Source organism: Leyella lascolaii, assembly GCF_900079775.1.
Classification (GTDB): domain Bacteria; phylum Bacteroidota; class Bacteroidia; order Bacteroidales; family Bacteroidaceae; genus Prevotella; species Prevotella lascolaii.
The window spans coordinates 364,835-385,291 of the sequence record NZ_LT556035.1; the positions used below are offsets into that span (position 1 = coordinate 364,835).

General features: G+C 49.3%; 15 protein-coding genes and 3 pseudogenes. 11 read left to right on the forward strand and 7 right to left on the reverse strand.

All coding sequences use genetic code 11. The features are described 5' to 3' along the window. Positions 1–102: 102 nt before the first annotated feature. The 4 genes from BN4609_RS02760 to BN4609_RS02775 form a co-directional block, all read right to left on the reverse strand. Complete coding sequence (locus BN4609_RS02760) at positions 103–411, reverse strand: IS66 family transposase (RefSeq protein WP_068855214.1); 309 nt, start codon at positions 409–411, stop codon at positions 103–105. Then, on the reverse strand, positions 399–1,706 hold the full coding sequence (locus tag BN4609_RS02765; RefSeq protein WP_068855215.1) for an IS5 family transposase: 1,308 nt from the start codon (positions 1,704–1,706) through the stop codon (positions 399–401). Before BN4609_RS02765 ends, BN4609_RS02760 begins: the two co-directional genes overlap by 13 nt. Positions 1,707–1,967: 261 nt before the next feature. Then, positions 1,968–3,665, reverse strand: coding sequence for a reverse transcriptase domain-containing protein (locus BN4609_RS02770; RefSeq protein WP_068855216.1), 1,698 nt, complete (start codon positions 3,663–3,665; stop codon positions 1,968–1,970). A gap of 147 nt (positions 3,666–3,812) precedes the next feature. Then, positions 3,813–4,274 (reverse strand): PriCT-2 domain-containing protein, encoded by a 462-nt coding sequence (locus BN4609_RS02775; RefSeq protein ID WP_068855217.1) that lies wholly within the window; start codon positions 4,272–4,274, stop codon positions 3,813–3,815. Positions 4,275–4,663: 389 nt separating this feature from the next. On the opposite strand from BN4609_RS02775, the gene BN4609_RS02780 reads away from it, so the two are divergent. Together BN4609_RS02780 and BN4609_RS02785 are read left to right on the forward strand one after the other, a co-directional pair. Continuing rightward, positions 4,664–5,899: a site-specific integrase gene (locus BN4609_RS02780; RefSeq protein WP_015532459.1), complete on the forward strand. Its 1,236-nt coding sequence runs from the start codon at positions 4,664–4,666 to the stop codon at positions 5,897–5,899. Positions 5,900–5,911: 12 nt separating this feature from the next. Beyond that, complete coding sequence (locus BN4609_RS02785) at positions 5,912–6,274, forward strand: virulence RhuM family protein (RefSeq protein ID WP_005944300.1); 363 nt, start codon at positions 5,912–5,914, stop codon at positions 6,272–6,274. Between the two features lie 77 nt (positions 6,275–6,351). Here the strand turns inward: BN4609_RS02785 and BN4609_RS02790 are convergent, their stop codons facing one another. Together BN4609_RS02790 and BN4609_RS02795 are read right to left on the reverse strand one after the other, a co-directional pair. After that, on the reverse strand, positions 6,352–6,657 hold the full coding sequence (locus BN4609_RS02790) for a helix-turn-helix domain-containing protein (protein ID WP_025066921.1): 306 nt from the start codon (positions 6,655–6,657) through the stop codon (positions 6,352–6,354). A gap of 34 nt (positions 6,658–6,691) precedes the next feature. Next, positions 6,692–6,985, reverse strand: coding sequence for a helix-turn-helix domain-containing protein (locus BN4609_RS02795; protein WP_015532457.1), 294 nt, complete (start codon positions 6,983–6,985; stop codon positions 6,692–6,694). A 208-nt stretch (positions 6,986–7,193) separates the two neighbouring features. Between BN4609_RS02795 and BN4609_RS02800 the strand changes: the two genes are divergently transcribed. From BN4609_RS02800 to BN4609_RS02825, 6 genes and pseudogenes are all read left to right on the forward strand, one after another. After that, complete coding sequence (locus BN4609_RS02800) at positions 7,194–7,550, forward strand: helix-turn-helix domain-containing protein (protein WP_015532456.1); 357 nt, start codon at positions 7,194–7,196, stop codon at positions 7,548–7,550. Positions 7,551–7,553: 3 nt separating this feature from the next. Next, on the forward strand, positions 7,554–7,904 hold the full coding sequence (locus BN4609_RS02805; RefSeq protein ID WP_009016627.1) for a helix-turn-helix domain-containing protein: 351 nt from the start codon (positions 7,554–7,556) through the stop codon (positions 7,902–7,904). Between the two features lie 19 nt (positions 7,905–7,923). After that, positions 7,924–9,584: pseudogene (locus tag BN4609_RS02810) on the forward strand (DUF3945 domain-containing protein). Positions 9,585–9,643: 59 nt separating this feature from the next. After that, a complete protein-coding gene (locus tag BN4609_RS02815; protein WP_005944290.1) occupies positions 9,644–11,734 on the forward strand; it encodes a type IA DNA topoisomerase in 2,091 nt (696 codons plus the stop codon). Positions 11,735–11,897: 163 nt separating this feature from the next. Then, positions 11,898–12,350, forward strand: a complete 453-nt coding sequence (locus tag BN4609_RS02820) for a DUF1896 domain-containing protein (RefSeq protein WP_005944286.1) — start codon at positions 11,898–11,900, stop codon at positions 12,348–12,350. Beyond that, positions 12,340–18,183, forward strand: a complete 5,844-nt coding sequence (locus tag BN4609_RS02825; protein WP_015532455.1) for a helicase-like domain-containing protein — start codon at positions 12,340–12,342, stop codon at positions 18,181–18,183. The genes BN4609_RS02820 and BN4609_RS02825 overlap by 11 nt, the downstream gene beginning before the upstream one ends. 186 nt (positions 18,184–18,369) lie before the next feature. On the opposite strand, the pseudogene BN4609_RS16880 reads toward BN4609_RS02825, so the two are convergent. Beyond that, a pseudogene (locus tag BN4609_RS16880) lies at positions 18,370–18,649 on the reverse strand (DUF418 domain-containing protein); the annotation flags it as partial. Between the two features lie 118 nt (positions 18,650–18,767). Here BN4609_RS16880 and BN4609_RS02830 point away from each other — a divergent pair. From BN4609_RS02830 to BN4609_RS17220, 3 genes and pseudogenes are all read left to right on the forward strand, one after another. Continuing rightward, on the forward strand, positions 18,768–19,145 hold the full coding sequence (locus BN4609_RS02830) for a nuclear transport factor 2 family protein (RefSeq protein WP_005944282.1): 378 nt from the start codon (positions 18,768–18,770) through the stop codon (positions 19,143–19,145). 11 nt (positions 19,146–19,156) lie between these two features. Continuing rightward, the gene (locus tag BN4609_RS02835; protein ID WP_005944281.1) at positions 19,157–20,014 is read left to right on the forward strand and encodes a GNAT family N-acetyltransferase; all 858 of its coding nucleotides are present in this window, start codon (positions 19,157–19,159) and stop codon (positions 20,012–20,014) included. A 256-nt stretch (positions 20,015–20,270) separates the two neighbouring features. Continuing rightward, positions 20,271–20,411 (forward strand): annotated as a pseudogene (locus BN4609_RS17220) (GTP-binding protein); the annotation flags it as partial. Between the last annotated feature and the right edge of the window lie 46 nt (positions 20,412–20,457).

Consider the following 20,457-nt stretch of genomic DNA (forward strand, 5'->3'; position numbering starts at 1 on the left):
TTAATTGGATTTAGTTTGTAAGCATTCGGTAAACCACGTTGCAAATTTTGTGAATTAGTTCCGAATCGGTGCTATTCGTAGTCGATTCGGAACTAATAGTATCTATTCGGAACAAGTTTGATTGGATTTTGCCCAATTACGTGGTAGAAGTTCTTCCATATTCTTCTCATCCCTCTCATAATATGGAATTTTGCTCAGGACATCTTCCATCCAGATTCTAGGGTCTACTTCTGCTGATTTGCAGGTGGCAATCAGTGAGTACACGATGGCAGCCCTGTATGCGGATGCGTCGTTGCCGCAGAACAGATAGTTCTTTCTTCCCAAAGCCAAAGGTCTTATGGCATTTTCTATGCGGTTGTCATCAATTTCTATTCTTCCGTCGTTTACGTAGTCGTTCCTTAAAAAGCACATTTCTGCGGGATATTGTAACTAAACAGCATTCCGCAGAATTTTTCAATAAATCGCCAAAGAACCCTCATGGCTCTTTTGAAGTTATATGCAGCCGCAGCCAACAGTACATTGACTACATCTCCGAAGATACCTTTATAAAAGTTGCGTCCCAGGCGACATTCTGATTTCAGGTGCCCGATTGTCGGCTCGATTCCGGCTCGCTTGCAGAAGATGCGGTGTTTCTTTTTGCGAATATAGTAGCTGTCTTTTCGGTTGGGAACATCAGGGATTAGTATTTGAGTACCGTTTACTTCCTTCTTTCCCCTGTACCCCCTGTCTCCTGCCAATTTCTTTATTTTACGTCCTGTTATTCTTTCAACCTGCAAAAGGGATTTTTCTATTGTATGTCCGTCGTATTCGTTGCGGAACGAGCCGGCTCCTAAGATTATACCTGTCAGAGAGCGGATGATGGAAACCTTGTTCCCGAACTCATACTTCTTATGCTCCTTGCCTTTGCTTATGCACTGCACCTCAGGCTCGTGCAGTGAATAAATCTTTTCCTTGGAATTGCGTTTCTGTGAAAGTACCCGTTCAAACAGAATGAGCTGCTTGTCGTATTCATGGTTTTCTTTCAGGTTGCGTCTGAGCTCCCTTACCAATCGTCCGGCTATTGTCCGCAGTTTCTTGTCTGCCTTTAAGGCTTTCGCACGATTCTTCGGATGGTTGCGGAAACGTTGGTCACGGTAAATCCTTTTAAGCACAAACGTATAGCTCTGACGCAACGGAAGGTTCAACGACCTTACAATGGACATAACCTTACGGATTATCTTTTTATGCAGCTTCTCATCAGTGGGATAAGTCACGTTCTTTTCTTGTACGGTGGAGTCGATGAAAGCAGTGTCGTAATGGTCATTGTCGTCATTTTCCTGATTGACACGGATACTTTCTGCCAGAATAAGCTCCATACCCTGCTCACCGATACGCTTGCGGAAATGAACAAGCTCGCTCGCATTGCATGGATAAGATGGAGTAAACTCCGACATGCCGCAAAAGTACTGGTAATAAGCATTCTCGCTCCACTGCTCAACAACTGACTCATCGGAAAGATTCCGTACGTGCTTTAGAATCAGCAAGCCGCACATCAGACGGATAGGCTTGGCAGGACGTCCGTTATCGGCACAATACAACGGAGTGAAGGATTCTTCAAAACGAGACCAACTGATTTTATCCGCAAGGATGTACAAGGGATGTTTCTGGTTCAACTGGTCGGACAAAGAACTGAATAAAGAGGGACTTGATATAGTTTTATTAATCATATAATCTGCAAGTTTTAGAACTTAAAGTTACAAAAACTTGCAGATATATCAAAGGAAATCAAGAACTACTTTACTGATTATCAATTCGTGAATCGCTTTTTAAGGAACGACTAATTATGGGCATACACTATTCTAAATTTTGGATAGTCAGTCTAGTTTACATCATTTGATGCATATTTTCATGTTATAGAATGGTATAGTCATATGATAGAAGAATATTTTCAAAGAGTTTATTTATATATAAAGCATTGCCCATAATAACTAAATGGCCCCCCCAAAATACATATAACGATTAGTAAAATCATCCATTATATTACTTTTTGTATTTGATGGACACTCCAAACATTTTAGTTGTTTTGATGCTCTATTAATTATGACACCTCGATGCTTATCTAAACATTTCATTTGCTTAACTGACCATTGATTCTTATCTAAAATAGAAAAAGCCTTAATCCAACTACAGTTATTATCAAATGATTTATAGTTCCATATTTTAATCCGTCCAACACTCATACAAATAAGTCTGTTAATAAGGCTTAATTTAATGGTTCCCATGCTATATCTTGGTATTTTCCCATTTTTATACGGGAGTAATAGGTCAGAGGCAACATTATATTGTTTTGCTATGTGCTTCTTAAACGATGCTCTTCGTATACGTAAGTTTCCACACCAATTAATGTCAAAGCCAACAAAAGTTATCCAAGGAAAAACATTTTCTCCTCTTTCATTCCATTCATATGGTCCTCTAGTTTTACCATTCCAAAAATCTTTCATTTTTTTTAATTTGAATGCTTCTGGATTGTGTGAAAACAATTTTGAATTATGAATTGCATTTTGATATATATTAAATGTTTCCATTACTTTATTTTTATCAACACCTATCAATATCATATCGTCACAAAAGCGGCAATAAAGAGTATCGCTCCCTTCTATGGATTTATGCACAGCTACATCTACATAATGCATAACAATATTTGCAATTAAACCAGAAAGTGCACCACCTTGTGGAACTCCAACTTTTTTTCGTCTTTGGAATTTCTTTGCATGTTCTAATTCTGACACCCATTCAATTTTACATTTCCATAATTTGTCAGAATTCTTTTTATGCCAAAATATGTCATTAGAAGACTTTTTGTTATGAATGAAAATATCTTTTCTAAAGTCAAAACAATCTACATATGTATAAAATATGCTTTTTATTTTTTTTACATCTTCTTTTAATATCGATTTTGTTTTAACGACATTATTCAGAAGCGTCGAGAAACGTTGTTTAATTATATTATGATCTATGGTGTCATAAAATTTTTGCATATCACATTCTGCCACATAAAGAGGAAGTCCGCTATGATTTTTTCTGTATTGCTGAATGTCAATTACTGCATTCAAATGTTGAAGTTCATATTTCCTTTTTACAGCTCTAAATGCATATGAACAACCATAAAATTCTTTATCTAATACTTTTGTTAAGTATTTATTTAATAAAGAAAATATGATTTTTATTTCTCTGGGAAATGAGCAGACAGGACGATAAATAATCGTATTGGTTTTATCGTCTCTTTTTTTTTCAATTACAGTAACTGTAGGCGGATTTATAATACCAGACATATTATCTGATATTTTTACTATGTAATCTGCGTAATTACACAATTTAATATACCACTCATCTTTGCACTTTCGTTTTTTAGCTTTCAAATATGTATATTTTAATCTTAATTCATTCCTTTCAATGGAATTAAGTTTGATTCTTTGTTCAGTATTTCCAATACTACACCATTTCGCTCTTGGTGGAAAAATATTATAAATACTGTTTGATATAAAACTATTTCCTTTATTGGGAATTCCACGTCTTGTTATAAATTCATTCTTTTGATCAATGCGAGACTGTTTGTCTGCTAATTTACAACGTTCTTTTATAAGAAGAAAAACAACTTTGTCTCTGTTAATAAAAATACTTGGCATAAGAAAAAGATATTACTAAGACAAACGTATATGAATATACTATTCATAATATAAGTAAGATTCAGAAGATAATCGCATTCTTACGACATGATGGTATGTACCTCTATTCAGTTTTCATGTCAAAACATACCGTAGAAGTCTACAGTCTTATCTGTCCAGCACGACACCTTTTTGCTTAGCCAAGTATATTATTGTACTAATACTACATTTACCTTGATTTTTACAATAAGCATCCCATATTAGATGTTCACTTTTTCCTTCATCATGTTTCACACCATCTAATCTACAAAAATTTAGAAATAGTTCACGACCTTTTTCTGGATGAATAGTTGAAGCTATAGAGAAAGCTACTTTTACCCAGTTTTCCCATGAATCTGTTATGCTAAGACCTCGTTTTTTTAATTTGCGGTAAATATATAACAATTCATTCTTATACAATTTGTTATTTGTGTAATGGGTAGCCTTCCCATATATCTCATTCCAATTTTTCATTTCTACATTATTGACGGTTATAGCTTTTTCTCGTTTATTAACTGCTATTTCAGAGCTTAATCTGACTATAAATGGTTCTGCTTCATTTTTTATTCTTATTTTTTCATCTGCAGACATGAAGCATAATCGAGAAATGTCAGAGCCGCTTTTATCTAATTCAATGTTATAATGCAGCAACAAAGTTACTACAAAAAAGTGAAATGCGGAAAGAAATAGTGATAGAATTGAGTTACAAGGGTTTCAGTCGTGCTTCCGATTATTCGTGAAGCCATCGCAATCACCGCTGAAGCCAAATCAGGACGCCGCTACGTTACTTGTCCGTAACCATGCCCGAAAGGGCGACAAACGGACACGGATAGCGAAACAAGGCGTTAAGGATTAGTGAGTTACTGACAACCCACGCAACAAATCCGGTTACGGAAAAAGATTGCGCCGTTCCTCCCCGTTTTGCGTACCGACAACGGACTCTTCACCAACTAATTTTGAACCTAAAAAAATTAAGGACGATGAAGAGTACATTTTCAGTAATCTACTACCTCAAGCGTCAGGTAGTGAAAAAGGACGGGACAGTACCCGTCATGGGACGCATCACGGTGGACGGCACCCAGATGCAGTTCAGCTGCAAACTGACCGTCGATCCCAAGCTGTGGGACACCAAAGGGGGACGTGTCACGGGCAGAAGCACGGCGGCACTCGAAACGAACCGCATGCTCGACAAGATGCGTGTACGCATCAACAGACATTATCAGGAAATCATGGAGCGTGACAACTTTGTCACGGCAGAGAAGGTCAAGAACGCCTTTCTCGGACTGGAACACCGCTACCACACGCTGATGCAGGTGTTCCGCCAGCACAACGAGGACTACGAGAAACAGGTGGAGGCCGGCATGAAAGCCAAAGGTACACTCTTGAAATACAAGACCGTTTACAAGCACCTGCAAGAGTTCCTCTCCATCCGCTACCGCGTGAAGGACATCGCGCTGAAAGAGCTTACGCCCGCCTTCATCTCCGACTTCGAGATGTTCCTGCGCACGGACAAGCACTGCTGCACCAACACCGTGTGGCTGTATGTCTGCCCTTTGCGGACGATGGTGTTCATCGCTATCAACAACGAGTGGCTCACACGCGACCCGTTCCGGGAGTACGAAATCAAGAAGGAGGAAACTGTGCGCAGTTTCCTGACGAAAGAGGAAATCCGGCTGCTGATGGAGGGCAGGCTGAAAAACGCCAAGCAGGAGCTTTACCGCGACCTCTACCTGTTCTGCGCCTTCACCGGCTTGTCGTTCGCCGACATGCGCAACCTGACGGAAGAGAACATCCACACCTACTTCGACGAACACGAGTGGATAAACATCAACCGCCAGAAGACGGGCGTGGTGTCCAATATCCGCCTGCTCGACATCGCAAAGCGCATCATCGACAAATACCGGGGTCTGTGCGGGAACGGCAGGATTTTCCCCGTTCCCCACTACAACACGTGCCTTGCCGGAATCCGTTCCGTCGCCAAGCGTTGCGGCATCACCAAGCATATCACGTGGCATCAGAGCCGCCACACGGCAGCCACGACGGTGTTCCTCTCCAACGGCGTACCCATCGAAACGGTGAGTTCCATGCTGGGACACAAGAGCATAAAGACGACACAGATATACGCGAAAATCACCAAAGAGAAGCTCAACCAAGACATGGAAAACCTTGCGGCAAGGTTGAACGGCATCGAGGAATTTGCAGGTTGCACCATCTAAAACAGAGAAGCCATGAAACGTGATATAATCATCATAGAGGACAACACGATCAGCGTAAACGGTAACGAGATATGGATGACCGCCACAGAAATCGCCGGACTGTTCCACACGGGCGTCCCGGCAGTGAACGCCGCCATCAGAGCCGTCCGCAAGCCGGACGTGCTGAACGACTACGAAGTGTGCCGCTACATGCGGCTTGAAAACGGGCTGCACGCGGATGTTTACTCTCTTGAAATCATCATCCCCGTCGCCTTCCGGCTGAACACCTACCATGCGCATGTGTTCCGCACGTGGCTGGTAGAGAAAGCACTCTCGAAGGAAAAGCGGCAGGCATACGTGATGTTCATACAGAACGGAAAAGCCGGGTATTGCTGATAACGCATATAAATAAGAAAAAGGAAACGGACAGCCCCGTGAAGGAGTTGTCCGTTTCCTTTTTTCATGCAGCCGCCTTATTCCATCGGCTTGCGATAGTTCGCCTCCAACAATTCACGCAACCCCGATTCAGGGTAAAGCACCTTCCCTCCCAAAAGGATAAAGGGCAACACCCTGTTGTTGCGGTACTCCTGCAAGGTGCGGCGGCTGACACGGAGCAGTTCCGCCACCTCCCTGTCCGTCAGGTAACGCTCCCCGTCCAACGGCGGGCGGTAACTTTCCAGAAAGGCGGAGAGCCATTTCGAGCCTTTGCGCATGTTCTGCACAAGGGTGGCAAGCGGCTCGTCCTCCATCGTAAACACTTCATTGTTCTCGTTCATCATCATTTCGGATTCAGTGGGTTGTGAATAATAAAAATCATTTTCCGCCGGGATAGAGCGTGCCGACAAGCGGAATGAGCCTTTTGACCTCCTCCGGCTTGTAATAGAACCTGCGGTTAATCTGCGAGTAGCCGATAAGCCGCCTGTCGCGCAAGGTCTGCAACGTGCGCGGGCTGATCCTCAACTGCCCGCAGACCTCCTCGCCCGTGAGCCACCTTTCCATCCGCCCGCCGTCGCTCCTGCGCCTAAGGGTGGCTACCTTCTCCGCGAGGGCGTTGAAGGACACCACCATCATCTCGAAGGTCTTTTTCTCGATAGATACTATTTCCATAAGCAAAACATTTCAGAGTTTGCCGCAAAGGTAACGAAGCCGCCATGAACACGCACCGTTTCCCGCTAAAAGGCAGCTTGTTGCGCCGTCTGTCCGGGTTACGGAGCCATTATCCATAAAAATCTTACGTGAGCCACGTAGTGAGCTGTTAAAGCCCCTTTGGTTTATTGCCGAATTTTGCCGCAGAAACCAAAAGAAAAGACTGAATATGAAAGTGATAACGATGGAAAGTTCCGCCTTCACCGCATTGACGGAACAGATAGCCGAGATAGCGGCACACGTGCGTGCCGTTTCCGGCGGGAGGAAGGAAGAATCCCCCGACAGGCTGCTCACCACCCGCGAGGCGGCGCACCTGCTGAACGTGAGTTGCCGCACCCTCCAGCGCATGCGCAGCGAACAGCGCATCGCCTATGTCGTGCTGCGCGGCAAGTGCCGCTACCGGCAGTCGGAAATCGACCGCCTGCTCGAAGACAGCACCATTACGGGTGATGCCGCGACCCCGGAACAGATGAAACGCAACCACACGCTGCGCACGGGCGGCAAACCCAAAGGAAGGAGGACGTAGGACATGGAACTGCTTACCCGCAACAATTTCGAGAACTGGATGCAGAAAGTTATGGAACGGCTCGACCGTCAGGACGAGATGCTGCTCTCCATGCAGCCGTCCGGCAAAGCCCCGAACCCGATGGACGGGATCAGGCTTTTCGACAACCAAGACCTGTGCATGCTGCTCCAGATCAGCAAGCGCACCCTGCAACGCTACCGCAGCATCGGCGCATTGCCCTACAAGACGCTCGGCAAAAAGACCTATTACAGCGAGGCGGACGTGCTGACGTTCCTCTCCGAACATGTAAAGGACTTCCGCAAGGAAGATATAGCCTTCTACAAGGCTCGTATCCATAATTTCTTTCAAAAATAACCATTAAAACATTTTTCAGATGGCAAAGAAAAAAGACGAAAAGGACGTGCTGGTTGTCCGTGACGAGAAGACGGGCGAAATCAGCGTGGTAGCCGGGCTGAACGCCGACGGCTCCCCCAAGCGTATCCCCGCGAAAGCGGAGAACTCGCAGAGCTTCCTGCAATTCGACCGGCACGGCGACGTGCTGGACAACTTCTTCAAGAACTTCTTCCGCCAGTGCAAGGAACCCAGCCGCTTCGGTTTCTACCGTGTCGCGGCGGACCAAGCCGACAAACTGCTGGAGGNCAGTGCAAGGAACCCAGCCGCTTCGGTTTCTACCGTGTCGCGGCGGACCAAGCCGACAAACTGCTGGAGGTTATCAAGGACTTGCTGAAAGACCCCGACGGCAACAAGGAGATGCTTGCGCCCCACAAGGTGGACACCTCCGGCTACGAAAAGAAAGTACAGGAGGAGCAGTCCGCCGAAAAGCAGGAACAACCGGAACAGAAACAAGATGACGAACCTAAAAAACAGGAAGAAATGGAACAGAAAAACGAACAGAATCAGGAAAGCCCGCAACAGACGCAGGGCAACCGGGGCTACCAGCCCATCGACGAGAGCAAGATCAACTGGCAGGAGTTGGAGGAGAAATGGGGCGTGAAGCGCGACGACCTTGAAAAGTCGGGCGATCTTAACAGGATGCTCAACTACGGCAAGTCCGACTTGGTGAGGGTGTCGCCCAATTTCGGCGGAGAGGCTTTCGAACTGGACGCCCGCCTCTCCTTCAAGAAGGACGGCGAGGGCAATGTCAGCCTTGTGCCGCACTTCATCCGCAAGGAGCAGAAGCTCGACGAGTATAAGGAACACAAGTTCTCCGACGATGACCGGAAGAACCTGCGCGAAACGGGCAACCTCGGCAGGGTCGTGGACCTCGTGGACAGGGGAACGGGCGAGATCATCCCCTCGTTCGTCAGCATCGACCGCAAGACGAACGAAATCACGGATGTCCCGGCAAACAAGGTGCGCATACCGGAGCGCATCGGCAAGACGGAAATCACCAAGCAGGAGCAGGACATGCTGCGTGCCGGGCTGCCCGTGCGTGACAAGCTCATCGAGCGCAAGGACGGCAGGAAGTTCGTCACCACCCTGCAAGTGAACGTGGAGCAGCGCGGCGTGGAGTTCGTGCCGGGAACCGGCAGGTCGCCCCGTGCCGTCCAGACGCAGGAAACGAAGAACAACCCCGCACAGGGACAGGCGCAGGGTACGGAGAATGCCGCCAACACGCAGAAGGAGCAACGCCGCAACACGTGGACTAACGCCGACGGCAGCATCCGACCCATCAGCAAATGGAGCGGCGTGGACTTCACCGAGCAGCAGAAAGCCGACTACGTGGCTGGCAAAGCCGTGAAATTAGAGAACGTGACCGACAAGCAAGGCTTCCACGCCACGATGTACATCAAGTTCAATCCGGAGAAGGGACGCCCGTACCGCTACGACACCAACCCCGACAACGCTCAGAAGGTCGCCCCGTCCAACGAGAGCCGCACGCAGGTGGCGGTGAACAGCGAGGGCAAGACCAACGAGGCTACCAAGAACCTGAAAGAACCGTTGCGGAAGGGACAGACCGCCCCGAAGGACACCGCACAGCAACAGCAGCAGGAGAAGCCGCAGAAAAGAAACAATAAGGGCATGAAGATGTAATCCGGTGTCCGCCACTAAATCCGAAGTACCATTTGTAAAATTCAAAACGACAGAAGAATATGAAGACAATCATTGCAGAAAAGCCGTCTGTGGCACGTGAGATCGCCCGTATCGTGGGCGCGACAAAGAGAGAGGAAGGATATTTCGAGGGAGGCGGCTACGCCGTGACATGGGCGTTCGGACACCTCGTGCAGCTTGCCATGCCCGACGGCTACGGCATACGCGGCTTCGTCCGTGACAACCTGCCCGTCATCCCCGACACCTTCACGCTCGTCCCCCGCCAGACCAAGACGGAGAAGGGTTACAAGCCTGACAGCGGTGTGGCGGCGCAGATAAAGGTTATCGCCACCCTGTTCAACAGGAGCGAACAAATCATCGTGGCGACCGATGCAGGGCGTGAGGGTGAGCTTATCTTCCGATACCTCTACCATTATATCGGATGCACCACCCCGTTTGTGCGCCTTTGGATAAGCTCGCTTACCGACAAGGCTATCCGCGAGGGGCTGCGCAACCTCGAAGCGGGCGGCAAATACGACAATCTCTATCTTGCCGCCAAAGCGCGGAGCGAATCAGACTGGCTCGTGGGCATCAACGGCACGCAGGCACTCTCCATCGCCGCCGGACACGGCACATATTCCATCGGACGGGTGCAGACACCTACATTGGCAATGGTGTGCGCACGCTATTGGGAGAACCGCCGCTTCACACCCGAAGCCTTTTGGCAGCTCCATATCGCAACGGACGGCTGCGACGAAGGAACAGTGAAGTTTTCCTCTTCCGAAAAGTGGAAAGAGAAAGAGCCTGCGACGGAACTGTATGATAAGGTGAAGTCGGCAGGCACAGCCACCGTCACGAAAGCCGAACGCAAGGAGAAGACGGAGGAAACACCGCTCCTGTACGACCTGACGACGCTCCAGAAGGAAGCCAACGCCAAGCACGGCTTCACGGCGGAACAGACGCTTGAAATCGCGCAGAAGCTCTATGAGAAGAAGCTCATCACCTATCCGCGAACCGGAAGCCGCTACATACCCGAAGACATGTTCGCTGAAATCCCCAAGCTGCTCGCCTTCATCGGGGCTTTGCCCGAATGGAAAGGCAAGGTGCAGCCGAAAGCGCAGCCGACACGCCGCAGTGTGGACGGCGGCAAGGTGACGGACCACCACGCCCTGCTCGTCACTGGCGAGAAGCCGCTGTTCCTCTCCAAAGAGGACAGCACCATTTATCAGATGGTTGCCGGGCGCATGATTGAGGCTTTCTCCGAGAAATGCGTCAAGGACACCGCCACCGTCACGGCGGAATGTGCCGGAGTGGAGTTCACGGTGAAAGGCAGCATCATCAGGCAAGCCGGATGGCGTGCCGTCTATGGCGGGGAGGACAAGGAAGAAACCGCCATCCCCGATTGGCGGGAAGGCGACACGCTGACGCTGAAAGGCTGCTCCATCACGGAGGGCAAGACCAAACCCAAACCGCTGCATACCGAAGCGACACTGTTGTCGGCAATGGAAACGGCGGGCAAGGACATAGAGGACGACGCATTGCGTCAGGCGTTGAAGGACTGCGGCATCGGCACGCCCGCCACCCGTGCGGCGATTATCGAAACGCTCTTCAAACGCGGCTACATGGAACGCTGCAAGAAATCGCTTGTGCCGACAGAAAAAGGGCTTGCCCTCTACTCGGTCGTGAAGACGATGCGCATCGCCGACGTAGCCATGACGGGCGAATGGGAGAAGAATCTGGCACGCATCGAGCGCGGGGAACTGCCCGCTGACACCTTCCGCAGGGAGATAGAGGCGTACACACGTGAAATCACCTCCGAACTGCTCTCGTGCGACAAACTGTTCTCCCGCAGGGATTCCGGCTGCAAGTGTCCCAAGTGCGGGACGGGCAGCATGCAGTTCTACGGCAAGGTGGTACGCTGCGACAACGCGGAGTGCGGGCTGCCCGTGTTCCGCCTGAAGGCGAACCGCACCCTTTCCGACGACGAGATCAAAGAGCTGCTCACCGACGGGCATACGAAGCTGCTCAAAGGCTTCAAAAGCAAACAGGGCAAGAGCTTTGATGCCATAGTCGCCTTTGACGGGGACTATAACACGACTTTCGTGTTCCCCGAAAGGAAAACGAGCAGGAAATTTTCAGGACGGAAGAAATAGTATTACCTTTGCCACTGGTTCAGAGTAATGAATTGTTCTTCGATACCGGATTACACTCATACTTTGGATTTAGTGGTGGCACTCGGAGGGATACCGAGTGCCTTTTCTTTCTCCTTTCCAGACGATTATCCACGTCATTACCAATCCACTAAATTCCAAAGTAATGAACAACAAGAAGAAAAACGAGGGTCAGACCGACTTTTCCTATTACGGTCTGTACCTGCTGGACTACCTCCGCACGAACAGGTTTGAACAGGCTTCCGATGATGCCTTCATCCGGGAGCGTGCCGACCGTGCCGCCGAAACGTATGAGCGTGTGCGGCTCGAAGGCTATCCGCCCGAAGGGGCGCAGGAGTTGGCGATGGACACGCTCCTGCGGGGGCTTCGCTATTCCAAGTACGCCATCCTCCGCGAAGTCGTGGAAAACGAGTTTGCCAACGAAGTGCCGGAAAAGAAACGCGAAGCCTTCATCCGAAAGCTGCTGCCGCCTGTCGGTAATGTATTCTCCGCCTATGACCTTTCGGACGACAACTTCGCCCTGTCGCCCGAATACGACCTGCTCTACACGGAGCTGACGGGAGCCGCCGTCCTTTATATCGACGAGTATGGCGTTTAACCGCAAACAACGGCTGCGGGACAACATCGAGGCGATACGGACGGCATTCATCCTTGACAGGGAACGGAGGACGGCAACCGCCGAGGAACAAGCCATACTTCGGAAGTATTGCGGTTTCGGCGGATTGAAGTGCATACTGAACCCGGCAAAGGAACTGACGGATGCCGTGCATTGGGCGAAATCGGACCTCGAACTGTTTGCCCCTACGGTGGAGCTGCACAGGCTGGTGCGTGAAAACAGCAAGGACGATACGGAGTACAAGCGGTACGTGGATGCCATGAAGCAGTCCGTGCTGACCGCTTTCTACACCCCGCCGGAGATAACCGGCACTATCGCGGATGTACTGCATGAACACGGCATACGTCCCGATCGCGTATTGGAGCCGTCGGCGGGCGTGGGCGCATTCGTGGATGCCGTGCTGGAAAACAAGCCGGACGCGGATATCATGGCTTTCGAGAAAGACCTGATGACGGGCAAAATATTGGGATACCTGCATCCAGACCAAAAGGTAAGGGTGCAGGGATTCGAGAAGATAGAGAAGCCATTCACGGACTATTTCGACCTTGCTATCTCGAACATCCCGTTCGGCGACGTGGCTGTGTTCGACCCGGAGTTCACGGGCAGCCAAGACCCGGCAAGGCGTTCCGCACCGAAGGCAATACACAACTACTTCTTCCTGAAAAGCCTTGACGCGGTGCGTGAGGGCGGCATCGTGGCGTTCATCACCTCTCAAGGGGTACTGGACGCACCGTCCAACGCGCCCATACGCGAGTATATGATGCGTAATGCCAATCTGGTGGGAGTCGCACGCCTGCCGAACAACCTCTTCACGGACAACGCGGGTACGGAAGTGGGTAGCGACCTGATTATCCTGCAAAAGAACAGCGGCAAGAAACGGGAGCTGTACGATTATGAAGAGTTGTTCGTGCAGACGGAAAAGACACCGATAGGTAGTTTCCAGAACGGGTATGTCGGCAGCATCGGCATGATTCCCCACTCGGATCTGATAAGCGGCACAGACCCTTACGGGAAACCAGCCTATAAAGTCATGCACCGGGACGGCATCGAGCAAATGGCGGAGGATTTGCGGGAACATATGGATATTGAGCTGTATAAGTTGGACAAAAAGCTGTATGAAATGCACAGCCTGCATCCGGCACAGGGGAAAAGCACGGTGACAGAAACCATTTCCACACCGGTTGTCACTCCTGAGATACAGCCACGTCATGAAATGGCAGTGAAGCCCGAAGCGGCAACACCGCAGCCGGAGGAAGAAAAGTCGGAGATAGAGCCGCGCCGCCCCGATTATTCGGAGGGCGTGCAGCTCTCCCTGCTCGACCTCTGGGGCATGACGGAGGAAGTACGCAAGCAGGAAGCACCCGCCAAGAAGAAAAAGACGGCGAAAAAGGAAAGCCCGGCAAGGCGCATGCCTCCCAAACCGCAGGCGCAGGTTACGCCGAAGGTTACGACCGCACCGCCACAGCCGTCTGCCGCACCGCCGACGGAAAGCAGGGACAGCCATGAAACAAAGCCGGTGAGTGTCGCAGCCAAAGCCGATCCGGATGATATTTACGCTACTTTGGATTGGGACACCAATCCGCCCATCAACGGCTTCTATGAAATGATGATGGACCTCACGCCGGAGCGACGCAAGGAACTTCGCAGGCTGGCGGCACAGCATCAGGAGAAACGGCAGCATGTCCCGGACGTGAAAGCCGCGCCGGAGCAGGAAACACGGCAACCCGAAACACAGCCGGAAGTTGCCGCCATTCCTGTCGCTCCCGCAACGGAAGCGGCTGCAACCTCCCTTTTTCCCGAAATGGAAGCGGAAAAACCGAAAGAGGAAGCTCCCGACCTGTCGCCGCGTCCCTACCACCGCACGCCGGAAATGCACTTGCGTGAAGGCTCGTTAGTGGCTGACAGTGGGCGTCGTAACATCGGTTATCTGAAAGACATCACGCCTTACGGCGCGACATTCCAGCCGCTTGGACTGACAGGCTATCAGAAAGAGAAGGCGTTGCTGTATGTGTCGCTCCGTGACGCATACGAGCGTCTGTACCGTTATGAATCGAACAGGCGCGAGGAAAACCCGCAGTGGCGTGAGCATCTGAACACCTGCTATGACGAGTTTGTCATGCGCTACGGCAACCTCAACGCCAAGCAGAACGTGAAACTGGTGGTGATGGATGCAGGAGGACGCGACATCCTTTCGCTGGAACGTGCGGAGGACGGCAGGTTCGTCAAGGCGGACATTTTCGAGCGTCCCGTTTCCTTCTCGGTAGAGAGCCATGCCAACGTAAGCTCTCCCGAAGAGGCACTCTCCGCATCGCTCAACAAGTTCGGCACGGTCAATCTCGACTATATGCGGGAGATAACCGACAGTACGGAGGAGGGATTGCTTGACGCCCTCAAAGGACGCATCTTCTACAACCCGCTCGTAACCGGTTACGAGATAAAGGACAGGTTCATCGCCGGGAACGTGATAGAGAAGGCGGAACGCATCGAGGCATGGATGGGCGACAACCCCGAAAACGGGCGTATGCCGGAAGTGAAGCAGGCGTTGGAGGCTCTGAAAGAAGCCGAGCCGCCGCGCATCGCTTTTGAAGACCTCGACTTCAATTTCGGGGAACGCTGGATTCCGACGGGCGTATATGCCGCCTACATGAGCCGTCTTTTTGACACGGACGTGAAAATCGCCTACTCCGCAAGCATGGACGAATTTTCGGTGGCGTGCGGCTACCGCACCATGAAAATCACGGACGAGTTTTTAGTGAAGGGCTATTACCGGAACTATGACGGCATGCACCTGTTGAAACACGCCCTGCATAACACCTGCCCGGATATGATGAAGTCCATAGGAAAGGATGAACACGGAAACGACATCAAGGTACGCGACAGCGAGGGCATACAGCTCGCCAACGCCAAGATTGACGAAATCCGTAACGGGTTCTCGGAATGGCTGGAAGAGCAGTCGCCGCAGTTCAAGGAACGGCTGACGACGATGTACAACCGCAAGTTCAACTGTTTCGTGCGCCCGAAATATGACGGCTCACACCAGACCTTTCCGGACCTCAACCTCAAAGGGCTGGCAAGCAGGGGTATCAAGAGCGTCTATCCGTCGCAGATGGATTGCGTCTGGATGCTCAAACAGAACGGCGGTGGCATCTGCGACCACGAAGTCGGTACAGGCAAGACGCTGATAATGTGCATTGCAGCGCATGAGATGAAGCGTCTGAACTTGGCGCACAAACCGATGATTATCGGGCTGAAAGCCAATGTCGCGGAGATTGCCGCCACCTATCAGGCGGCATACCCGAACGCGCGGATTCTCTATGCCTCGGAGAAGGACTTTTCGACCGCCAACCGCGTGCGTTTCTTCAACAACATCAAGAACAACGACTATGATTGCGTCATCATGTCGCACGACCAGTTCGGCAAGATTCCGCAGTCGCCGGAGTTGCAGCAGCGCATCCTGCAAGCGGAGCTTGACACGGTGGAGGAAAACCTCGAAGTCTTGCGGCAGCAGGGCAAGAACGTATCGAGGGCGATGCTGAAAGGTCTGGAAAAGCGCAAGCACAACCTTGAAGCGAAGCTGGAGAAGGTGGAACACGCCATCAAGTCGCGCACGGACGACGTGGTGGACTTCAAGCAGATGGGCATCGACCATATTTTTATTGACGAATCGCATCAATTTAAGAACTTGACTTTCAACACGCGGCATGACCGTGTGGCTGGTTTGGGCAACTCGGAAGGAAGCCAGAAAGCCCTGAATATGCTTTTTGCCATCCGCACCATACAAGAGCGCACGGGTAAGGACTTGGGGGCGACGTTCCTATCCGGCACGACCATCAGCAACTCGCTGACGGAACTGTACCTGCTCTTCAAGTACCTGCGCCCGAAGGAACTGGAACGGCAGGATATCCGGTGCTTTGACGCATGGGCGGCTATCTTCGCCAAGAAGACGACCGATTTCGAGTTCAACGTGACGAACAACGTGGTGCAGAAGGAGCGTTTCCGCTACTTCATCAAAGTGCCGGAGCTTGCCGCCTTCTACAACGAGATAACCGACTACCGCACGGCAGAGGATGTGGGTGTGGATCGTCCGCACAAGAACGAGATACTGCACCATATACCGCCCACGCCGGAGCAGGAGGACTTCATTCAAAAACTGATGCAGTTCGCCAAGACGGGCGACGCCACGCTGCTCGGTAGACCGCCCCTGTCGGAAACGGAAGAGAAGGCAAAGATGCTGATCGCCACCGATTACGCACGGAAGATGGCTCTCGATATGCGCATGATAGACCCGAACTACGAAGACCACCCCGACAACAAGGCTTCCCACTGTGCCAAGACGATTGCGGAGTATTACCATAAATACGACGCGCAGAAAGGCACGCAGTTCGTGTTCTCGGATCTGGGGACGTACCAGCCGGGCGACGGGTGGAACGTGTACAGTGAGATAAAGCGGAAGCTGACGGAGGACTACGGCATACCGGCAAGCGAGGTGCGCTTCATTCAGGAGTGCAAGACCGACAAGGCGCGCAAGGCGGTGATAGACGCCATGAACGCCGGAACGGTGCGCGTGCTGTTCGGTTCCACCTCCATGCTCGGAACGGGCGTGAATGCGCAAAAAAGGTGTGTCGCCATCCATCATTTGGATACGCCTTGGCGACCGTCCGACCTGCAACAGCGTGACGGACGGGGAGTCAGGGCAGGCAACGAGATTGCCAAGCATTTTGCCGGGAACAATGTGGATGTCATCATCTACGCGGTGGAAAAGTCGCTGGACAGCTACAAGTTCAACCTGCTGCACTGCAAGCAGACGTTCATCTCGCAGCTTAAAAGCGGGGCGATGGGCGCGCGTACCATCGACGAGGGGGCGATGGACGAGAAATCGGGCATGAATTTCTCGGAGTACATGGCGTTGCTCTCCGGCAATACCGACCTTTTGGACAAGGCGAAACTGGAGAAGCGTATCGCATCGCTTGAAGGGGAACGCAAGTCGTTCAACAAGGGCAAGCGCGATTCGGAGTTCAAGCTGGAAGCCAAGACGGGGGAACTGCGTAACAACACGGCTGTCATCGAAGCCATGACGGAAGATTGGAACCGCTTTCTTTCCGTTGTGCAGACGGACAAGGAGGGCAACCGCCTGAATGCGGTCAAGGTGGACGGCGTGGATTCTACCGATGAAAAGGTTATCGGAAAGCGTTTGCAGGAGATAGCCAAGAACGCCACTACGGGCGGGCTGTACAAGCCTGTCGGGGAACTTTACGGCTTTCCGATAAAGGTGGTAAGCGAGAGGATACTCAAAGAGGGGCTGGAGTTTACCGATAACCGCTTCGTGGTGGAGGGAAACTACAAGTACACCTACAACAACGGGCATCTGGCGATGGCTGATTCGGTAGCCGCCGCACGTAATTTCCTGAACGCATTGGAGCGGATTCCGTCCATAATCGACCAGTACAAGGGAAAGAACGAGGTGCTGGAAAAGGAAGTTCCGCAGTTGCAGGAGATAGCGGGCAAGGTATGGAAAAAGGAGGACGAACTGAAACAGCTTAAGTCCGAACTTGCCGCACTTGACCGAAAGATACAGCTGGAACTTGCGCCGCCTACGCAGGAAGCCGACGAAAAAGAAAAGGATGGACAGGAGGTCAAGCCTGTTTCGGAAGGTGTACGGAGCATATCGCCACAACAAACTGATGATGCACCGCAGATACGCAGCCCGGTGAATGAGCGAAATCCAACGGGCAACATCATTGGCGACCATGTCATCATCGGACGACCGGGTTTTCAGTTAAAGAATAAAAACCGATCGAAAGGGATAAAAATTTAAAATTAGGAATTTTATATAAAATATTAATAGGGGCTATCCAAAAGGTCTAAAAGTAAATCATATCCCCTCTGCAAGTATCTGTAGGAGAGTGATTGCAAGACTTTCTTTCTTTTTGGGCAGCCTCTATTAAATTTATTTGCTCTTTCTTGATTTATGTTTATAAACATTATACCAAAAACATTCCAACTAACCTTGTTTATGTTTTGTCAGCCACCATTTGCACAACCATATTTGACTCCCAAAGAGAATGAATTCGATAAGATAACTTGCTGCATACCCACAATAAGGGGCTAAATAGAATACGAATGGGAAATAGATAACAGCACCGACAACAGATTGCGTTATGTAGTTGGTTAAACTCATTTTACCATAAAGCTGTAATGTGGAAACCGCTTTATTTGACACATTCCTTATGACACAATAATATGAACGAGAATATTTCTACAGAATCATCAGTAAAACAGAAAAAAATACTAATTTTGTTTTTGATGATCCTTCCAAAAGGAATTAGAAAAAATGTCTAATTCTAACTTATAGAGGAAAAAGCAACAATTAAATATTAAAGAATAAAAGATACGAAAAATATGACGCCAAAAGAGATACTACAAAAATGGATTGACTGCTTCAACGCCGCCGATGCAGTCGCTTTGGCAAACTTATACGCTCAGGATGCCATAAACCATCAAGTCGCAAACACCCCAGTTATAGGAAAAACAGCTATCCATGAAATGTTTGTAAATGAATTTGCAACCTCAAAAATGGTTTGTATTGTTGAGCATATATTCGAGGATGGAGAATGGGCTATCATGGAATGGAAAGATCCGCTCGGGTTGCGAGGATGCGGATTCTTTCATGTGCAAAACGATAAAATAGTTTTCCAAAGAGGTTATTGGGATAAGCTCAGCTTTCTCAAACAGCACGGTTTACCCGTAGAGAATAGTGATGAAAATCCAAACACATAACACCGTCCGATATGGGAATCATCATTCATTCTTTAGAGTCCGTTTCTTTCAAAGATTTGTATGCGGCATTCTCATCTGCATTCAAAGATTATGATTTCTCTTTGAATGCGGATGAATTGCGACGCATGCTCGACCGACGAGGATACAATCCACAACTATCTTTCGGAGTATTTTTCGAAGGACGGCTGATTTCTTTTGTGCTTAACGGAACAGGCATGTACAACAACATCTTGACTGCCTATGACACAGGGACGGGAACCGTACCTTCATTCCGGGGATTACACCTAACCCAAAAAATATTCACTTTCAGCCTCGAATTGATATGTCAACAAGGAGTTCGGCAATATGTACTGGAAGTTTTGCAACACAATCACAAAGCAATAAAAATATATCGCAAATTAGGCTTTGAAACACAGAGAAATTTCAACTACTACTCTGCCAAACTGAGCGATATTGTTCCTGTATTGCAAGTAAACCATACCGCATGTCGCATACTCCCATCGGATTTAAAAAACTGCCTTAACCAAACGGCCTGGTTCGATTTTCATCCTTCATGGCAAAATGACAGGGCTTCACTGGAACGCGGAATCGACAATTTGGACATATTGGGAGCTTATGAAAGAGAAGAACTTGTCGGATTTGTTATCTTTGAACCGGCATCTGGCGATATTTCATCCCTCGCAGTTGCAAAAGATTACCGGCGTAAAGGAATAGGCAAGTCTTTGCTTAAAAGTGCTGTCAGTCATTTTCAAAGCGATGTACTCAAATTTACTAATGTTGATTGCGATTGTGAATCAGTCACTGGTTTCTTGTCATCATTAGGACTTACCCCAAAAGGACAACAGTTTGAAATGGTCAGAAAAATTTAACCTACATTTATATGAATAGCCCTCATCATCAAATAACAAATTAATAATACCAAATAAAAATACGTATAGATTAAAAAAGTTCTTTGTGCTTTTGTCAGGGAACTTTTTTTTCGTAAATTTGCGTTCAATTATGCGGCAGTAATAATATACATATTAATACGAGTTAAGAATCCTGTAGTTTTCTACATGCTACGAGGAGGTATTAAAAGGTGCGTTTCGGCAATGCATCTATTGTAGTATATTATTGCTTAATCAAATGAACATTATAAATTTAGGAATTCTTGCTCACATTGATGCAGGAAAAACTTCCGTAACCGAAAATCTGCTATTTGCCTGCGGAGCAACGGAAAAGCGCGGCAGTGTTGATAAAGGTGACACCATAACGGACTCTATGGATATNTCCTGTAGTTTTCTACATGCTACGAGGAGGTATTAAAAGGTGC